Below are 19,338 nucleotides of genomic sequence, written 5' to 3'. Positions count from 1 at the left end.
AATCGAACGCTTTGTGCGTTCGATTTTTTGTAAAACAGATTATTTTTGACTAAGATGAAAAGAGAGAGAATCAATAAAGGGGAGAACAATATGAAAAAAATAGGATTAGTGTTAGCCGCTGTTTTTTTGATGATGATCAGTTTTATGACCACAGTTTCTGCTGAAGCAGCTGGTGCAGGCTTTACTATCGATGCGGTCCAGCCCGAAAATCAAATTGGTGATGCTAGCTATTTTAATCTGAAAGTGATCCCTGATCAAAGCCAAGAACTGACTTTAAAGGTAAAGAATTTAGAGAATCAAGCGATCAAAATCAAAATTTCGCCCAATCCTGCGTTTACTAATAATAATGGTCAGATCGATTATAGTGATCAAACGGTAAAGCGTGATGATACTGCTAAATATGATGTGACACAGCTTGTTTCTAGTCCGCAAGAAGTGGAGCTGGCAGCCAATGAAACGAAGGATGTCAAATTTACTCTAACAGCACCAAAGGAAGCCTTCAGTGGGACGATCATGGGTGGTTTTTACGCGGAAAAACTTTCTGATGATACCGCCGATTCGTCATCTAGTGAAGGGCAAATGCTGACGGTGAAAAATAAATATTCTTTAGTGCTCGGTCTAGCATTGACAGAAAATCCTGATCAAAACATCACACCAAAATTAAAATTAAATGATGTCAAAGCTGGATTGTCTGATGAACACACCGCGGTCTTAGCTAATTTACAAAATATCGAACCACAAGCCTTTGGCTCCATGACAGTGGATGCCAAGATCTATAAAAAAGGCGACGATAACGTTTTTAAAGAAACGAAGAAGTACAATCAAGAAATGGCGCCAAACTCTAATTATGATTTCGCCATTGATTGGCAGAAGGAACCGCTTGAAGCGGGGGATTATCATTTGGCTTTAGTCGCAACTTCTGGTACACAAGAATGGAAATTTGAACGAGACTTCACGATCGCTCAATTGGAAGCTCAGACCATCAATGAAAAATCAGTTGATACACCAGAGCAATCCAATAATTTATGGTTGTATGTCATTATCGGTGTCTTAGTCTTAATCATTTTATTGCTATTGGTTTTCTTATTAGGCCGTAAAAAAGGCAGACAAGCAAAGGATGAGGCGTAATGAACAGAAAAAATCGGCTGGCCTTTCTGCTTTTCCTATTAGTTGGAGGCACTCTTTTTACTTCCACCGTTCAAGCGTTTTCCAGTACTGAAACTGCGACTCAAACAACCATGACTGCTGATTCCGCGACACAGGAGACTTTGATGAATTCTTCAACGGAAGATTCGCCAGCAACTACTCGATCTAAGAGTGATGAAACAGCGGAGTCCTCCAGCCAAACAAGTACCAGTTCCTCGGTAAAATCACCAGAGAAGACCATTAAACCTGAAAAACGCGGATTGGTTGACGCATCAGGCTTGGTCAATCCGCGAGAGCTGTCTAGCTATCCTTTAGGAGTCGGTACAGAATTCACCGCTTTTGCTGGCGGAACCTTAACAATTGGTCAGCAAAACGTGACAGGCTATATGGGCGCTAATACGATTACTGGGAAAAATGGCTGGCCAAATTATTTCGGCAGCAATCTAACCACTGGCGGTTTGAAATTAACGGGTGATCCTAAAGAAAATGTCACAGTGGTAGCCAATACCATCAATGATACATTAGCCAATAATTTAGCCCAGTCTAGTGCGTTTCCAAATCAAAAGCTGATCGTAAAGAATGGCGGAGCTAAAATTCCCGCAGCTAAAAAATCAGTTCATTCTGCCGATCAACTCCAAGCTTTTCAAGATAATGGGATTACCGCTGATAATTGGCAGTCAACCACGCAAAATAATTTAATCAGTGTCAGTGAAAAGTATCAAAGTCTGACCCAAGATAAAGGGGTTGCTGTTTCAGATACGGCAATCAAGGCCACTCAAACAGTAGTCCAAGATACGACTAAAGCCAAGACAGTCCATCAGATCAGCCTTGATCTTCGCAACTATACCAGCTCAGCTGTTCCCATTATCATTTTAGATATGAATCTTTTTCGAGCCGATGATGAGTTCGAGATTAATTATCAAGGTGCTTCATCCAAGCAATTGCCGTATTTGATTTTTAATTGGCAAACGAGTGGCACCTTTACGTGGGATTGGAACAACCACTTGACGGTCACGGGGGACACGACGATTGAAGCATTAGGAAACCGCATCATCCATTCATTTCCGAACGCGAGTCAAGTCTCAATCATTGCCGCAAAATTTTATGGTTCATTGCTTGTTCCAAAGGGAAATATTCTTGTAGGCAGTGCTGGGGCCAATGTAATGCATTCTAGTTACGTAGCTGGCGGTGACATTGAGATTCAATCGGAATTAAATTTAGACATGGCAAAAAGGAATCAATTTGATACGAGCAACTGGCCGGGTACTAGCGCGCCTAATCATCCCACGCCTAAATTGCCGACGATTCATTTAACCACAGAAGATGGCCATGCAGTGGGAAATGAACTGACGATCTTCAAAGATCAGCCAATTAAATTAAAGATCGTTACAACTGATTACGAGGGAACCGATGTCGAGGGAGCCGATGGACAAGGTGACTTTAGCAAAATGGTGATCACTGATGGAGTGAACCTGCAAGGCTTATCTGTAGGGAAGCACGTCATTACGATCAGAATTCCTGGGCAGGAAGATGTTTTTACTAAAATTATAGTCAATGTCAGCGGGTATTTGACATTAGATCAAGTCCCAGATCTTCAATTCGGGAAAAAAGATCTATCGCAATTTAGTCAAGATCCTAGTTTTCAACTAGTCAGCGAAAACAATGAGGGCATCAAGATTACCGATGAACGCTTTCCGACGGATGGAAAAACACCATGGAGTTTATCGGTTGCTTTAAGTGATTTTTCAAATGGTAAAAAGCCGATCGCCGGCAAGATCGATTTTGCTTCTGCTCAAGGAGCACAAGGGCTTTTGAATGGCACCGTAACTTCTGATGGTAAGTTGACGTTCGATAAAACTGGCAAGCCCAATTTGGATCATTCAGTCAGTGAAAATCTAGCAGCTGAGACAAAGTTAAGTATCACCGATGCTAAGCAAGTAGAGACGGGCACTTATCAAGCGACTCTGCGTTGGACCTTATCCAATGCGCCACAATAATAACAAAGACTAGCTCCGACGTTCGAAAGAATGAGGTGCTAGTCTTTTTTGTGTTATAGTAGAACAATCAGAAAAGTGGAGGAACTCATGAATAATAACGATCTATTACTACGTTTGCGTTACGCCTTAGATATCAAAGATACCGATATCGTTAAAGCTTTCGAATTAGGCGGCTTGACCGTTACCAAAGAAGAAGAGAAAGACATGTTGAAGAAAATCGCGAACCAAGCCGAAGAACAAGACGAATTCGAAAAAAATACGTACGTAAAACCAATCAATAATCAAGTCTTCGATAGCTTTTTGAACGGTTTTATCATTTTGAAACGCGGCCCACAAAAAAATAAATCCGCCGAAGCGCCCCAATTAAAAAGCAATCAAATCCGCCATATCAACAATATTTTATTGAAAAAGGTCAAGATCGCCTTGCAATTAACTAGTGATGATATGCTGGATATTATGGCAGAAGCCGGGGTCTATCCTTCAAAAGGTGAGCTGGGCGCCATTCTTAGAAAAGAAGGTCATCGTAACTTTAAACCTTGTGGCGACAAATACGCTCGCAATTTTTTAAAAGGCCTGGCGTTGTGCTATCGTGAGGACTAGTTGCAGAGCTAAGTAACCTATTATTAACATAATGGACACCTTTACCACAGTCATTTTTAAAATGAGTGTAGTAAAGTTTTTTTTATTTTGCATATTCAAAAAAAATCGAATATAAAGAAAATTCCTCTTTGGATATAATAACTTTAACGAGCCACAAGCGCTTCAATCGAAAGGTTATTTTAAAAGAAAACAAGGATTGTTCTAGGAGGATTATGATGACACTTAATGAAAGAATCGAATTACAAAAACGCTTAAAGAAGCTAACTAGAACCAGTGATTGGATGGTCAATCCTAACAAACGTAGTGAAGTGGAATGGTTAAGAAGCTATTTATTTCCAAGTGTTTTTGATAAGCAGAGAAAACGGATGGTCACTGATAGATTTGAATGGGCAAGTCGAGGAGTACAGTTTTAGTTCATATTTTTAGCGAAGTTATGGACTGGTTTGTTTGTTGGAAAAGTTATTTAATCGCTGTAAATAAAAAAAGATATCGTGAAGAATTACAGTCTAAGCATGTTTAATTTGATGAAGATAATCTGTGTTTGACAAGCTTGGGCTTCTCTGCTATGATTTTGCAAATGAATGAAACACATTGAAAAAGAAAGTAAAATAATCATACTTAGCCTAAGAGAGTCCTCGTTGTGGTGAGAGAGGATGCAAGTAGATCATTTGAAAATGGCTTTTGAGTGGATTTCCCGAATCTTTAAGGAAATACGGATGCCCCCGTTAACAAGGCACAGTCTCCGATGTTTGGGTACTGATAAAGGTAGAGTCTGTGAAGGCTGTACGATTAAAGGTGGTAACGCATGTTAAATGCCCTTAGCAATTTTTTGCTGAGGGTATTTTTTTGTTCTCTTTGTCTCTTTTTCAAAGAAGATTCATTCATAAAGATTATGGCTCGTTTATTAAATGAGGGGATGTTAATCCGATTCAATATTCGATTCCATGAAGGAAAAATAATGAAGGGTGGAAGAGTTATGGCAAATTTTTTAGTACTGCAAACGGATTTTGGCTTACAAGATGGGGCGGTCAATGCCATGTATGGGGTGGCTTATCAAGTCGAGCCCAACTTGACGATCAATAATCTAACTCATGAAATTGAGCCTTATAATATCCATGATGCGAGTTATCGGCTGTTGCAGACGGTTAGTTATTGGCCAGCAGGTACGGTTTTTGTGTCAGTAGTAGATCCTGGCGTGGGCTCGACTCGCCGTAGTGTGGCAGCGGAGCTTAAAGGCGGTCAATATGTGATCACACCGGATAACGGGACATTAACTTACCTAGCTCAGTATGTAGGCATCAAAGAGCTGCGTCAGATTGATGAAGAAAGTCAACGATTACCGGGATCTTCTGAGAGTCACACCTTTCATGGCCGGGATGTTTATGTATATAATGGAGCACGTTTGGCCAGTGGAAAGGTCGCTTTTACCGAGTTAGGTGAGATTATTTCTCTAACGGATCTTGTAACTTTCCCATTGACTGCTCCACAACAAGATGAGCAAAAGATTACCGGTACCATCGATATTACCGATATTCGTTTTGGTTCGCTTTGGACGAACATTCCATTGGAGTTTTTCAAAACGTGGCAAGTGGACTATGGGCAGAACTTATTAGTAAAAATATATTTCAAAGATGTATTGCGCTATCAAGACGAAGTGGTGTTTGGTCGTTCCTTTGCCCAAGTAGTACCGAAAGAAGCAGTGCTTTATATTAACTCTGTGCTGAATGTCGGACTGGGTATCAATCTTGATTCTTTTTCAGGGGTATATAAAATTGGGACCGGTAATGAGTGGACGATTGAATTGACAAAAGTTGAAAATAATTAATAATTCTAAGGAGGAAAACAAATGAATAGTAAATTTACAGTAAAACATATTGTAGCAATTGGAATCGGGGCGGCTGTTTTTTTCATCTTGAAGCGCTTTGTGACGATACCGACGGGCATTCCTAATACGGATATCGCGACGGCTTATCCTTTCTTAGCATTACTTGGTGTTGTTTATGGACCTATTGTGGCGGGGTTAGCGGGCTTTATCGGACACGCGTTAGGAGATTTGACGACTTATGGGGCTTGGTGGTCGTGGATCGTTGCTTCTGGTTTTCTAGGTGTCTTCTTCGGTTTATTGACGAAACGAATTCCAATCAATGAAGGAATTTTTGGTAAAAAAGAAATGATTACTTTTATTGTAGGAGAAACGATCGCGAACTTAGTTACGTGGGTCGTGATTGCTCCAGTTGGTGATATTTTGATCTATGCCGAGGCACCAAGCAAAGTCTTTACGCAAGGAGTCGTAGCCGGTGTGACAAATGCGATTGTTACAGGAATCATCGGTGTCATTTTACTCAAGGCTTACGCCCAAACTAAAACGAAAAAAGGCAGTCTGAATAAAGAAAGATAGTGTGAGGACAGTGGAAAAATGATCGAGTTTCGTGATTTTACATTTCAATATGATAGTCAGGCCGAACCGACCTTAAAGCAGATCAATTTGACGATCAAACAAGGAGAAAAGATTTTGCTGATGGGTAGCAGCGGTTCTGGCAAGTCAACTCTAGGAAAATGTCTAAATGGAATCATCCCACAAAATGAAAAAGGCACCTTTAGCGGTTCACTGACAATCAATGGTAAGAACTTCAGTGAGTCATCCATTTATGATCTTTCGTTAGATGTTGGAACGGTACTGCAAGATACCGACAGTCAATTTGTTGGCTTGACGGTAGCAGAGGATATCGCCTTTTCATTGGAAAATGAAATGATTGAGCAGCCGGCGATGCAAAAGGCGGTGGACTATTGGGCCCAAAAAACGGATTTGATGACACATTTAAGAAAGCGGCCGCAAGATTTATCTGGTGGACAAAAGCAAAGGGTAACGATGGCGGGCGTCTTGATTGATGAGACACCGATTCTACTTTTTGATGAACCGCTGGCTAATCTCGATCCGCAAACTGGTTACGAAGCGATCCAAATGATCCATCAGCTTTATCAAACCCAGCAATTTACCACGGTTATTATTGAGCATCGTTTAGAAGAGGTTTTGGCGGCGCCCATCGACCGCATCATTTTACTTGATGAGGGTCAGATTATTGCGGACTTAACACCAACCGAATTATTGCGGAGTGATCTATTAGCCAAGCATGGCATTCGCGAACCGCTCTATATCACGGCGTTGAAACGAGCAGGCATTTCCTTAACTGATTTCGCCGATTTAACCGATGTGGACCAGTTGGTTTCTCCAGAAATCGCCGCAGCATTGGCTCACACGCACAGTCAATTTCGCCAAACACCTTCGCAGCAAGTTCCGTTACTGGTCTTACGGAATATTACTTTTGGTTTTGGCACTGAACCGGTCATTAAAGGTGTCGACCTAACGCTATATCAAGGTGAAATGGTCAGTTTAGTTGGACATAACGGAGCAGGTAAATCTACTTTGTCTAATTTGATTACGGGCTTTTATCCTCTACAAGAGGGTCAATTGTTGTGGCAAGGTCAAGTACTAACGGACGAAAGTATCAAAGAGCGAGCTGATAAAATAGGGTATGTATTGCAAAACAGCAATCAAATGCTCTCTAAAAATATGATCTACGAAGAAGTAGCTTTAGGCTTAGTCAATCGTGGGGCAGTTCCTGAAGTGATTGAGGAAAAAGTTATAGAAACTTTGAAAGTTTGTGGACTGTATGAATTCCGCAATTGGCCAATCTCGGCATTGAGCCACGGTCAAAAACGGCGAGTAGCGATTGCGGCAATTTTAGTTTTAGAACCACAATTATTAATACTAGATGAACCAACCGCTGGACAAGATTATTATCATTATAATGAGATGATGACCTTCTTACGGCAATTAAATCAGCAGGGCATCACGATTTTAATGATTACTCATGATATGCATCTGATGTTAGAGCATACTCAGCGAACCATCGTTTTAAAAGACGGTCAAATCATTGCCGACGAAGCACCAACAAGTGTGCTTTCATCGTCGGAACTGGTGACTTCCGCTAGTTTAAGAGAAACAAGTTTATATCGGTTAGCGAAAAAGAATCAGATCGCGGATGCTACCGGCTATGTGTCCGCCTTTATCCAGCATGAGGAGGATTCTCATGGAAGCAAATAATGTAATTGGCTATCTGCCTAAAAAAACACCGATTCATCAGCTTAGCGGCTTCACTAAAATGCTTAGCTTCTTAATGATTTCAATCGTCGGAATGATTTCATATGACACACGTTTTCTGATTGCTCTGGCGGTTTTTTCCGCGATTCTTTTTCGAATCGCCAAAATTTCCTATCGTGAGATTTCTTTTGTCTTAAAATTTATTGCGTTCTTCTCTGTATTGAATTTGCTGACGGTTTATCTTTTTGCACCGGAATACGGCGTGACGATCTATGGGTCTCGCCATGTAATTTTTGAGGGGATCGGTCGTTATACGTTAACGCAAGAACAATTGTTTTATGAACTGAATCTCTTAATCAAGTATTTTGTGACCATTCCACCAGGTTTGATTTTTATTTTGACCACCAATCCCAGTGAATTGGCGTCAAGCATTCATCGAGTGGGCGGGTCATACAAGATAGCCTATGCTTTTTCGTTGGCGTTGCGTTACATTCCTGATATCCAAGAAGATTTTCGAACGATTTCTAAAGCACAACAAGCACGTGGAAACGAACTGTCAAAAAAAGCGGCTCTATCCAAACGGATACGAGGAAATCTGACGATTGCGATTCCCTTGATTTTTTCAAGTTTGGAACGAATCGAGACTATTTCTTCGGCGATGGAATTGCGACGCTTCGGCAAGAAAAAGGGTCGGACGTGGCTGTTGGCTAAGCCGCTGAAAAGAAATGATTATCTTGCTCTGTTGTTGGTGATTGTCTTATGTTTGATTGGAATTTATTTATTGCGGATCAACGGTGGACGCTTTTATAATCCCTTTCGTTAAAGGCTACAACGAAGAATAAAATAAATTATGGCTGCTGAACTAGTTGGTTGTTTGGCGGTTTTTTGGATTGAGAAAAGCGGCTTTAGGAGAATAAATAGGCAATGACAAAAACTCGGTTTCGTAAACTATGACTCTACTGATCGTATTCAAGCTAAAAATACTACCAAAGTGTGAATTGAATGAAACCAAGGAAATCAGGAATAATGGTCATGGCTTGTTCATAATTGTGTACATAAAATGAAATTATCGTTATGATAAAGTAAAGAAACTGTTTCACAGAAGGTCTATTCGTACCTTTTTAGGTAATTTTTTAGTATTCTGAAATGTGAAGGTAGGAGCGTGAGTGAAATGAAAAAAATGATTCAACGTAAGGATGTCTCCAAGTTATTAGTCTCGGATGACTATTTTTCAGAGAAGCATTATCTTCTCAAAATTCGACAGACTTTAGTGGCTATCATTGGCTGGGTGGGTGTAATTCTCCCCTTCGTATGGCTTTCGATCCCCTTTGTCTTTCCTAAATTTGCTAAAGAATATTCCTTCCGTACTTATGTAGATGGATTCCAAACATTTCGATTTTTACTAATCTTTTTAACGATTAGTTTCGTTTTTATCCTGATTTTCTATATCTGTATGACCATTTGGAACAATTATCGCTTCAGCCATTTTTTGCAAAAGGAACCCTTGTTTAATGAAAAGAGAATGGAAAAGCGGAAAAAGCTCATTAACGAAGCTTATGATGAACGATTTTGCCCAGAAGAAATTCGACACAACGTCAAATTTTACTCCGTTTCCGAAGAACAGAACTTAGACAAAGAATTTTTCCGTAAAATGTATAAAGATAATGAGGTGCCGTTATGATTCATTTTATCAACAGCGGCAATCCCATATTCGATACAATCTTTACAATTATGTTCCTAATCTTGATCGCCTATCCGATCTTAGGGGGCTTTGGCTGGTTTATCGGAGAGTTATGTTATGCGCTGATTTTTAAGTATCGCCAGAAAAACTGGATCGAAATCCCCGAAGAGATCGAACCTTTTATCACGATTATGGTTCCCGCACACAATGAAGAAATCGTGATTGAAAAGACGATCGACTACTTAATGAATCAGCTGAATTACTCAAATTATGAAGTATTAGTGACCGACGATGGTTCCACGGATGAGACACCAGCAATTTTGCGCCGTTTATCCGACCAATATGAAAACTTGCGAGTCGTCCGTATTGAAAAAAATAAGGGCAAAGCCCATGCCTTTGATATCGGCGTAGCCTTCGCGAAGGGGGAATTGATCCTCAGTAACGATGCGGACACCGTTCCCGAACCTGATGCTTTGAACTATTACGTGAATTTCTTTATTCGAAAGGATGCACGAAATATTTCGGCGGTCACTGCCAATATGGACGTACAAAATCGAACCAAGCTGATCGCAAAGTCTCAGACGGTGGAGTTTTCCAGTATCGTAGGCATCATCAAACGGACCCAAATGGGCGTACTTGGTGGAATTTATGCCTACAGCGGCGCCAATACGATGTATCGAAAAGACGCTTTGATCGATGTGGGAATGTTTCGTCAAGACCGAGCAACAGAAGATATTAGTATTGCTTGGGACCACCAGTTGGATGGGTGGGCCTCGCTATTCGCGCCCCGAATCATGTTCTTTATGGAAGTCCCGGAAAATTTGAAAATGTTGTACCGTCAAAGAAAACGCTGGGCAAAAGGTGGAACAGAAGTCTGGCTGACCAATTTCAAAAAGGTTTTTTTACATCCGTTTCAAAATATTGGGCGGACTGTCATGTTTATCGATCAGACCTTCAGTATCATTTGGTCCTTCTTTTTCTGGATTTCTTCCATTTTGTTCGCCGGAGCGCTTATTCGATTTCTAGTTGAGGGAAATTATGAACGGATCTACCACATGATCACTCTATCATTCTTGTTTGTTTGTTTTGAAATGATTTCCGGTACATTTCAGCTAGTGGCCTCATTAATCGCTGACGACCGAGCCAGAAAACTCAAATACATCTTGTTCGCACCATTATACATGCTGTTTTATTGGATGCTGAATGCTTTGACGATTGTCACAACCTTTATTCCTGCGGTGAAGACGATCTTAGGATTCGGCAGTGGAACATGGAAAAGTCCGGAGCGACAAAAACGAGATTAGAAGAAGGAGCCTGTAAAAAAATGCTTATGGAGAAGATAATCCGTAAATAGAACATGTCTTTCCGTTCGCCAAAAGGGAATTTTCTCTTTTTTTATCATTTATTTTCTGTATTTTAAGCATATTTTTTGCTTTAAAAAAAGATGCGTCCTATCCTTAATATATAGTAGGTTTGAAAAAGCTACTTTTTCTAAGAAACAAGTCGCTTAAAAGTCAAATTTATTTAAGACGAACTTAACAGCTTTTTGGACCAATGAAGTGATTCTGTAAAAAAATAGGAGGCTCTATCATGGAAAATAACAATGACAAAAACAAAATGACTAAAAACGCACCAGTATCTGCACATCCCGATCCGGTTATGCCAAATGCGGAGGAAAAAATGCAAGCTGATCACCAGCATGATGCTAGTAAATCCGTACACGATGGTAAACAAGAAATGAAGACCAATCCGCATTCAAATGAAGAAAATACGGATGGCGAAGTGACTTATGATGACAAAGTAATTCAAAAAATCATTGGGATCGCTTTGGAAGATGTTGATGGCTTATTGACGATCGATGGCGGCTTCTTCTCAAATACTGCTGAAAAACTAGTGAATACAGACAACGAAACAGCTGGTATCGAAACAGAAGTTGGAAAGAAACAAGTAGCCGTCGACATGAAAGTCGTTGTGGAATACGGCAAAGATATTGAAAAAATCTTTAGTCAAATCAAACAGATTGCCAGCAAAGAAGTCGCAACTATGACTCACCTAGATGTGATTGAGGTAAATGTTAAAGTCACCGACATCACAACTAAAGAACAATTTGAGAAAGATAGCGAGACGGTTCAGGACAAAGTAACGGACGCCGCTAAAACAACAGGGGAATTTGCTTCTGAGCAGACCGACAAAGCAAAAGCTGCGATAAATAACCAAGCAGATAAAATGAAAGATGATTCAAAACCAGAAGTACAATAAAAAGTTTTTTAGAACTTTTTATTGCTTAATCTAAATAGTTAAAAATGGACGATGGTTTCGACTATTGTCTTTTTTTAACTAATAGCGGAGTTGGAAATCCTTATCAAGGTTTTTTATAGAGTTAACCTTTACGAAGACTAACACTGATGGGTAACACGATACACCAATGTCTGGTCACCATGTAAACAGCGAAAGTGTTGAAGTGAATTATGGCGGCTATGAGAAGATGAGTTCTCACCCGATGCGGACATACACAGTTTTCAATTACTGAGTATACAAATATTCCGATCGGATTGATTGAGACGAATCTGCAAAAACAAACCGGTGGGATTTCTTCTAATGCTGCAGTTTTTGAATCTCACGTCTTGATGGATTATAGAACTGGTCCGGTTTAGAGAAAAGATGGAGATAGCAGTTCAAATCTTTGCGTAAACAGTCAAATTTTTATATACTCTTTTTGTACCAAACGGTAGGTTTTATTTTAAATTTAAAAAGAAGAAGGAATAGATGATGGAATTAGTTATTTCAGAAGAAGCGAAGGATTATATTGAAAAGAAAGTACCTAGTTATCAAAAAGTAGTGTTAGATTTTGAAGATGGCGACAGTCCATTTAAGATCAATGCCTCGAGTTGTGGTCTGGATGTTGGTTTTCGCTTGGTCTTACTGCAGGATGCGGATGAATCGAAATTGGATTTCTCAAACTATCAATCAACGGTCAATACGTCTATGGGTGAAGTCTATTTGAAAGAAAGTTCAAAGCTTTATTTAGATGATAATACTCGTTTGGTTTTTGATCCTAAATATATGCGTCTGCAATTGAAAGGCGATAATTCTGGTACGATTGCCAATTCTGTAGAAATCTATGAAGCGTAATATTAGCAGAGAGAGAGGCTCTTAGCCGATAGTAGCCTTTTTTTGAGGAATTCAGTTAGGAGGGTTTGGCATCAAAGCAAAAGAAAAAATCATTTTAGGTGCGCGTGAGTTAATCTATCAGCACGGCTACATGAATACATCAATCTCAGACATTTTGGAGTTTACAAATACTGGCAAGGGACAGCTATATTATTATTTTGATTCAAAAAAGGCGATTGGATTAGCAGTTATCCAGTCCCTGCTTGAAGAATGGCGGATAGATTTATTTGAACAGATTTTGTCGACAGACTTGCCAGCGGAACAATCGATTGAACAAATGATTGATTGGTTTTTTGCTTTCCATCAGAAAGCAGTGATTCATTATGGTTGTCCGGTAGGAAATCTGATAGCGGAATTGGCTTTAGCAGACGAACAGTTTCGTGAGCCGTTGAATAGCTTTATGAAGGAGTGGCAAGAGCTTGTGAAGAAGCAAGTGCTAGCTCTTGATGGGAATCAACTCACTGAGGAAGAAGCTGCGCAGGAAGCGAGTCATATCATTGGCAGTCTGCAAGGAATCGCTTTGCTTTTGAAGCTCTCGCAAAATATTAATGAAGCGAGTCAATCGATTGTTTTTTTGAAAAAGGAATTGAAATTAAAACAAAAGCCCAAATAATTTTACCGGTGTTTTTTGAATTATTTGGGATAAAGGACGATCATGGTCATAAAAGATTAGAATAAATACTAAAGGAAGCTGGAGTAAATGATGCTATTAGGCTCACACGTCTCGCTTGGAGGAAAAGAAATGCTGCTACAGGCAGCAAAGGAAGCCGCTGTCTATCAGGCAAATGCGCTACTTTGTTATACTGGAGCCCCGCAAAATTCTCACCGCAAGCCGATCGAGGATTATCACATCCCAGAAGCTTGGGACTACATGAAACTAAAAGGGATTCAGAATGTGACTATTCATGGACCATTCTTGATCAATTTAGCTAATTCCATTGATCCGCACGTTTTTTCATTTAGTATCGACTTTTTAAAAGAGGAATTGCAGCGAACTGAAGCAATTGGCGCAAAAACATTGGTCTTACATCCAGGTGCTCATCGGGGAGCGGGCTCTGAAAAAGGGATCGCACAATTGATCGAAGGATTGAACGAGGTGCTTGATCATTCAACAGGACCTTCGATTGCATTAGAGACGATGGCAGGTAAAGGGACTGAAATAGGGAAAAATTTTGCAGAGCTGGCCGAGATAATTAGCGGAGTCACCTATAACGAGCGGTTATCAGTATGTGTCGATACTTGTCATATTTATGACGGCGGCTATGACATTGTTAATGATTTGGATAGAGTGTTGAAAGAATTTGATCAACTTATTGGTTTAGAACGAATTAGTACTTTCCATCTCAATGATTCTTTGTATGGCTTGGCCTCACATAAGGACCGGCATCAAAATATTGGCCTGGGGAAGATTGGTCTTCCCACGTTAAAACGAATTGTTGACTTGCCGGAATTTGCGGAAGTTCCCAAGTTTTTAGAAACCCCCTCGAACGGGAAAGTAAAATATAAGAATCCGCCTTACAAAGAGGAAATCGCTCTGCTTCGTGGCGAGCTTTCCTTTGAAGAATACTTAAAGTCTCCGAAGCTATACAGAGAGAGGTAAGAATTTGCAGAGTTAAAAGGAATAAAACTTGAGCTTTATTAAAAGCTCAAGTTTTATTCCTTTTATGATTATAGAGAACATAAAAATTTTTGACTATGACAATCGTTTTAATAGACTGTGACAAAATTAGGTTTAAAAGACAAACCAGATTGTTAACAACAGCCGTTATAATGAATATGTCAGGAGGGAAAGAAAATGAATGAACGGATCCGAAATATTCTGACCATACTTACAAAGAGACCAGAAATAAAAATGGCCGAAGTGACAAAGGAGCTTGGACTGACTAGACGGCAAATTAATTACGCTATCAATCAGTTTAATTCTGAATTGATCACTCAGAAAATTCCGAACATTGAGCGGAATCACGCTGGAGACTTTATCGTCCCTTTGGAGGTGTTACAACTACTTTCGACACAAAGAGAACTAATAGAACAGGTAACAACGATTCCTACAGATGAGGAACGATTAGCATTAATTGTCATGTTTTTAATCACCCACATTGAATATGTGAGTGCTGAACACCTTAGTGAATTTCTGGATGTTGGAAAATCTACGGTAACTGATGATTTGAAAAAGGTTGATCCGTTTATTCAAAGGTACTATTTAACCTTCAAGTACGATCGCTTACAAGGCTATCAACTTGAAGGTTCCGAACATCGAATCATGCAGCTTCTGTCTGATTTGGTGAAACGTTATCCAATTTTTAAGCGGATCGAGGTAACCGGAAAACTAAGTCCACAGATATCCAAGGAAGAAGTAATCCACCTTATTCATAATATGGAACAAATGTTGCACTTAAGTTATTCAGATGAATCTTTGGAATATTTACGAACCGCTATACCCTTACTTTTAGCTCGAGCTGTAGTGAGAACGAAACTAGGAACGCAAGATTTTTTTGAAGGTGAAGTACAGTACACACCGGAGCACCGATTTCTTAGTGTTTTGATTAAAGAGACGAATTGGGAAATAGCTGATAGTTATTTAGACTGGCTGACCTTACTATTTTTGATTTCTAACATTTTTGAAAAGAAAACGACCCAAGAATTTGATTCTGATTTCCGGTTGAAAGAATTGATTCGGGAGATGGTGTCTAATTTCGAACATCAGACGTTTATTATGATTGAGGATCGAGAAAATTTTGAACGGCGGATTCTAAACCATTTACGTCCGGCTTGCTTCCGTATTAAGTATAACTTGAGTCTAGGGATGTACTCTTTAGACAGTCTGATTCAAGACAGCAATCACGCAATTTTAAATGACCTGATGAAAGAATTAATTGTTCCAACAGAAAATTGGTTAAGGCGGGCGTTCCCCAATGATGAATTAGATCTGCTTTCCTACTATTTTGGTTTTCAGTTGAGTAATCAACCTGTAGTCAAACAACAAAAACCTAAAGCAGTAGTGGTCTGCACTAATGGGGTTATGGTTTCAAAAGTGATTAGAGAAAGTTTGGAAAAATTATTCACAGAGATCCATTTTTTGGCCTCGTTTTCGGTTAGAGATTTCTATCAATTTGAAGTGGATTATGATCTTGTATTTACGACTATTCCTTTGGAAACAAATTTACCACAGTTTATTATTGAGCCGATTATGACATATAAAGAACAAATCAGTCTTCGTTATCGTGTCTTGAATGAGCTTGGAATCAATGAAGTCGATCAATCCGTTGATCGTTTGTTGAGCATCATACAGAAGTACGCTACTGTCTCCAGTTCCAAGGAATTAAAGGAAGAACTACAATATTTTTTGTTACAGGAAAAGCAGGATTCGCCTCTAGAGAATACGAAAGTTTTGCCATCTTTAACTTATTATTTAAAGCCCAACTACATTACGATTGTTGATCAAGCAATTACTTGGGAAGAAGCAGTGGCTTTAGCCTGCAAGCCATTACTAGAGAACCAAATCATCAATCAAGACTTTTTAACCGACTGTCTTCAACAAATTGAACAACCCAATTATGCAGGATATTTTGGTGAGAAGACATGTATTCCGCATACTACAATTGAACATGGTGTTTTAAGAGAAGGCGTTAGTTTATTAATCAGCAAAGAAAAGATCGCATTTCCAAATAGGGAAGATATTCAGATTATCCTTCCATTATCTTTCCTGGATTTAACTAAGCATTTGAAAGCGGTTAATCAAATTGCTGATCTTAGCACGAATCCAGCATTTTTAGCAGAGTTATTTACGAAACAAGAAACCACGTCGATATATCAATTAATTCGACAATTTACTTGAGAAAAGAGCGATTGAACATGAGGTTAAAAGATTATCCACGCTTTACCATTATTATGCGAGGCTATACTTTTCAGCAAGCAGATGCAATTTTGAAAGCTATGAAAGGATTAGAAAACGAGTTTGCGGTTGAAATGACGCTAAATACCCCGAACGCCTTGGAACAAATTAAAGAATTGACGATGACTTATGGCGATTCTATCTATATTGGAGCTGGAACAGTTCGAACAATTGACGACGTGAAGGCTGCCACCGCGGCTGGAGCCCAGTTTTTATTAGGGCCGCATATTTTCACGACAGAAATGTTAAATTACGCAAAGCAGCACAATGTACTTGCTGTACCAGCAGCCATGACACCATCAGAAATTAGCGATATGTTTGAGCAAGGAGCGGATATTGTTAAAGTTTTTCCAGCTTCGGTAGTATCGCCAAGATTTTTCAAAGACGTTCAAGCACCACTTGGAAAGCTACCTTTGATGGGTGTCGGAGGTATCTCAGTCGAAAATGCTCAGAAATTTCTATCAAATGGTGCCAGCTATTTAGGACTTGGTTCGGGAATGTTTAACCCAGAGGACTTGGAAAAACTGAACATTGAAAATTTGGCAGCAGCATTAAATAAATTAATTTCTAGTGTACAAGGGGTGATGGTTTGATGGAATTATTTTTACATGAAGAATTAGTGTTTAGAGAAGTATTCGCGAAAACGAAAGAAGAAGTATTAACCTTTTTGGCAGAAAAATTATTCGAAAAAGGGTACGTAAAACATGAATACATTCAAGCCATTCAAGATCGAGAACAAGAGTATCCGACCGGATTGCCTTCTTCAGAACCAGGCATAGCAATCCCCCATGCAAATTTTGAAATGGTGAATAAGACAACTTTGGCTATTGCCACTTTGAAACAGCCTGTGGAGTTTCACAATATGGAAAAGAAGCAAGCGGAATTGCCGATTCAAATCGTTATTATGATGGCTATCGGTGAACCACACGGACAAGTTGAGATGTTACAAAAAATTGTCACAATTATTCAAGATGAACCATTAAGAAAAGCAATGATTAATACAAAATCAAATCAAGAATTGCTGCAGCTTTTGAAACAAGCAGTAGCTTAAATTGGAGGAATTTATAATGAAAAGAATTTTAGTCGCATGTGGGAACGGAATCGCAACATCAACAGTAGTTGCAACAAAAGTGAGAGAGTATTTAATGGATAAAGGTATTCAAGTAGAGACAACTCAGACAAAGCTTATGGAAGTACCAGGGAAGGTACAAGACTATGATTTATTAATTACGACTGGCGAATTTGAGGGACAAACAGGTGATGTTCCAGTTGTAAAAGGCATGCCGATATTAATTGGTATGGGAATGGAACAAACAATGGAAGACATTTTGAACTATGTTAAATAATTTATCTACTAAGGAGAGACAAAGATGAAAGTAATTATGAGTGTATTTAACTTTCTAATGGCCGCAGGACCGACAGTGATGCTCCCAGTAATAATCACGATTATTGGTTTAATTTTTGGATTAAAAATCACACGCGCATTTAAGTCTGGCCTGACCTTAGGAATTGGTTTTGCAGGTATCAAACTGATTCTTGATTTTATGACAACCAATGTTGGTCCGGCAGCCAAAGCAATGGTTGAAAGAACCGGTGTCCAGCTTGATGCATTGGATGTTGGCTGGGGGTCTATAGCAGCTGTAACTTGGGCCTCACCAATTATTGCATTGTTAGTGTTTGCGATTTTGATTGTAAATATTATTCTACTCATTTTAAAGCGCACCAATACATTAGACGTAGATATTTGGAATTATCATCATATGGCAATTGTGGGCGTCATGGTTTATTTCGTAACTAAGAATGTTTTATTGGGTGTGGGTGCATCAATCCTCATGGCAGTTATCACATTTAAGATGTCTGATTGGTCACAACCAATGGTAGAGGGCTTCTTCGGGATTCCTGGTGTGTCATTGCCTACAGTTTCTGCTTTGTCATCTTTAGTTATTGCCTGGCCGTTAAATTGGTTATTGGATCGTATTCCAATTTTCCGCAAATCAACGTTTACAATTAAAGATGCACAAAAATATCTAGGATTTTTTGGTGATTCGATGATTATGGGATTAGTGATTGGGTTAGTCATTGGTCTCCTTGCCGGCTTCGATATTACGCAAGTCTTCCAATTAGGTGTGAGCATGTCTGCGGTACTAGTCTTAATACCTAAAATGACTTCTTTATTCATGGAAGGATTAATGCCGATATCTGACGCTGCCCAAAAATGGTCGCAGAAGAAATTTAAAGGCCGTAAATTATTTATTGGTTTGGATGCAGCAGTGGTAGTAGGAAACCCAGATGTTATTACAACCGCATTAATCATTATTCCATTAACTATTGCGATGGCGTTAGTATTGCCAGGAAACCGTGTATTACCATTGCTGATTTGGCGGTTGTTCCTTTCCAGGTTGCTATGGTCGTAGCTTTGACAAGAGGAAATCTGCTTAAAAATATCGTCATTGGGTTAGTTGTTACAGCATCATTATTATGGTGCGGAACGGCAACTGCACCAGTCTTAACCGCCATTGCAAAATCGGTAGGAATTAAATTAGGAGCAAATGCCATGCTGATTTCATCATTCGCTGCTACAGCAATGATCCAAAGCTATCTAGTCTTTCTCGCATTTACGTATAATCCAATCATCGGTATTCCGCTGTTATTAGCCGTATTTGCTGGAACTTGGTACTACTTTGAAGGAATCAAAAAAGTCAATGCAAAAAATGTTGAAGAAATTCAACCAAACTAGGAGAGCATA

General features: G+C 39.4%; 18 protein-coding genes, 1 pseudogene and 1 other annotated feature. All 19 genes and pseudogenes read left to right on the top strand.

The genetic code is table 11. The features are described from left to right. Positions 1 to 90: 90 nt before the first annotated feature. The 19 genes and pseudogenes from RV00_RS07265 to RV00_RS07175 all read left to right on the top strand — a co-directional run bounded on the left by RV00_RS07265 (position 91) and on the right by RV00_RS07175 (position 19,329). Positions 91 to 1,128: a WxLIP family cell surface protein gene (locus tag RV00_RS07265; protein ID WP_071861938.1), complete on the top strand. Its 1,038-nt coding sequence runs from the start codon at positions 91 to 93 to the stop codon at positions 1,126 to 1,128. After that, entirely contained in the window at positions 1,128 to 3,143 is a 2,016-nt protein-coding gene (locus tag RV00_RS07260; RefSeq protein WP_071861937.1) for a WxL domain-containing protein, read from the top strand. The genes RV00_RS07265 and RV00_RS07260 overlap by 1 nt, the downstream gene beginning before the upstream one ends. 87 nt (positions 3,144 to 3,230) lie before the next feature. Continuing rightward, a complete protein-coding gene (locus RV00_RS07255; protein WP_071861936.1) occupies positions 3,231 to 3,743 on the top strand; it encodes a YehS family protein in 513 nt (170 codons plus the stop codon). A gap of 215 nt (positions 3,744 to 3,958) precedes the next feature. Next, positions 3,959 to 4,156: a hypothetical protein gene (locus tag RV00_RS07250; protein WP_071861935.1), complete on the top strand. Its 198-nt coding sequence runs from the start codon at positions 3,959 to 3,961 to the stop codon at positions 4,154 to 4,156. Positions 4,157 to 4,325: 169 nt separating this feature from the next. Next, positions 4,326 to 4,566, top strand: a binding site (T-box leader). A gap of 153 nt (positions 4,567 to 4,719) precedes the next feature. Further along, entirely contained in the window at positions 4,720 to 5,568 is an 849-nt protein-coding gene (locus RV00_RS07245) for an SAM hydrolase/SAM-dependent halogenase family protein (protein ID WP_071861934.1), read from the top strand. A gap of 21 nt (positions 5,569 to 5,589) precedes the next feature. Continuing rightward, positions 5,590 to 6,141 (top strand): ECF-type riboflavin transporter substrate-binding protein, encoded by a 552-nt coding sequence (locus RV00_RS07240; RefSeq protein WP_071861933.1) that lies wholly within the window; start codon positions 5,590 to 5,592, stop codon positions 6,139 to 6,141. Between the two features lie 18 nt (positions 6,142 to 6,159). Then, positions 6,160 to 7,848 carry an ABC transporter ATP-binding protein gene (locus tag RV00_RS07235; protein ID WP_071861932.1) on the top strand — a complete coding sequence of 563 codons (1,689 nt, stop codon included), beginning with the start codon at positions 6,160 to 6,162 and terminating at the stop codon, positions 7,846 to 7,848. Then, positions 7,835 to 8,668 carry an energy-coupling factor transporter transmembrane component T family protein gene (locus RV00_RS07230; protein WP_071861931.1) on the top strand — a complete coding sequence of 278 codons (834 nt, stop codon included), beginning with the start codon at positions 7,835 to 7,837 and terminating at the stop codon, positions 8,666 to 8,668. The genes RV00_RS07235 and RV00_RS07230 overlap by 14 nt, the downstream gene beginning before the upstream one ends. 348 nt (positions 8,669 to 9,016) lie before the next feature. Then, a complete protein-coding gene (locus tag RV00_RS07225) occupies positions 9,017 to 9,526 on the top strand; it encodes a cell division protein (RefSeq protein ID WP_071861930.1) in 510 nt (169 codons plus the stop codon). Continuing rightward, positions 9,523 to 10,830, top strand: a complete 1,308-nt coding sequence (locus tag RV00_RS07220) for a glycosyltransferase family 2 protein (protein WP_071861929.1) — start codon at positions 9,523 to 9,525, stop codon at positions 10,828 to 10,830. Before RV00_RS07225 ends, RV00_RS07220 begins: the two co-directional genes overlap by 4 nt. 286 nt (positions 10,831 to 11,116) lie before the next feature. Continuing rightward, positions 11,117 to 11,785, top strand: coding sequence for an Asp23/Gls24 family envelope stress response protein (locus tag RV00_RS07215; protein ID WP_071861928.1), 669 nt, complete (start codon positions 11,117 to 11,119; stop codon positions 11,783 to 11,785). A 510-nt stretch (positions 11,786 to 12,295) separates the two neighbouring features. Continuing rightward, positions 12,296 to 12,658, top strand: a complete 363-nt coding sequence (locus RV00_RS07210) for an iron-sulfur cluster biosynthesis family protein (RefSeq protein ID WP_071861927.1) — start codon at positions 12,296 to 12,298, stop codon at positions 12,656 to 12,658. Between the two features lie 49 nt (positions 12,659 to 12,707). Beyond that, positions 12,708 to 13,310, top strand: coding sequence for a TetR/AcrR family transcriptional regulator (locus tag RV00_RS07205; protein ID WP_338070743.1), 603 nt, complete (start codon positions 12,708 to 12,710; stop codon positions 13,308 to 13,310). Between the two features lie 90 nt (positions 13,311 to 13,400). After that, positions 13,401 to 14,297, top strand: coding sequence for a deoxyribonuclease IV (locus RV00_RS07200; RefSeq protein WP_211272381.1), 897 nt, complete (start codon positions 13,401 to 13,403; stop codon positions 14,295 to 14,297). A 195-nt stretch (positions 14,298 to 14,492) separates the two neighbouring features. Beyond that, positions 14,493 to 16,535, top strand: a complete 2,043-nt coding sequence (locus RV00_RS07195) for a BglG family transcription antiterminator (protein WP_071861924.1) — start codon at positions 14,493 to 14,495, stop codon at positions 16,533 to 16,535. Positions 16,536 to 16,552: 17 nt separating this feature from the next. Beyond that, positions 16,553 to 17,185 (top strand): bifunctional 4-hydroxy-2-oxoglutarate aldolase/2-dehydro-3-deoxy-phosphogluconate aldolase, encoded by a 633-nt coding sequence (locus RV00_RS07190; RefSeq protein WP_071861923.1) that lies wholly within the window; start codon positions 16,553 to 16,555, stop codon positions 17,183 to 17,185. After that, positions 17,185 to 17,643: a PTS sugar transporter subunit IIA gene (locus tag RV00_RS07185; RefSeq protein WP_071861922.1), complete on the top strand. Its 459-nt coding sequence runs from the start codon at positions 17,185 to 17,187 to the stop codon at positions 17,641 to 17,643. The genes RV00_RS07190 and RV00_RS07185 overlap by 1 nt, the downstream gene beginning before the upstream one ends. Positions 17,644 to 17,659: 16 nt before the next feature. Then, the gene (locus RV00_RS07180; RefSeq protein ID WP_071861921.1) at positions 17,660 to 17,938 is read left to right on the top strand and encodes a PTS sugar transporter subunit IIB; all 279 of its coding nucleotides are present in this window, start codon (positions 17,660 to 17,662) and stop codon (positions 17,936 to 17,938) included. A 24-nt stretch (positions 17,939 to 17,962) separates the two neighbouring features. After that, a pseudogene (locus RV00_RS07175) lies at positions 17,963 to 19,329 on the top strand (PTS galactitol transporter subunit IIC). Positions 19,330 to 19,338 lie beyond the last annotated feature (9 nt).

This window comes from Enterococcus devriesei, from assembly GCF_001885905.1.
Classification (GTDB): Bacteria; Bacillota; Bacilli; order Lactobacillales; family Enterococcaceae; genus Enterococcus_A; species Enterococcus_A devriesei.
Note: the sequence above shows the minus strand (reverse complement) of the source record. Positions and strands in the feature narration are given on the sequence as shown.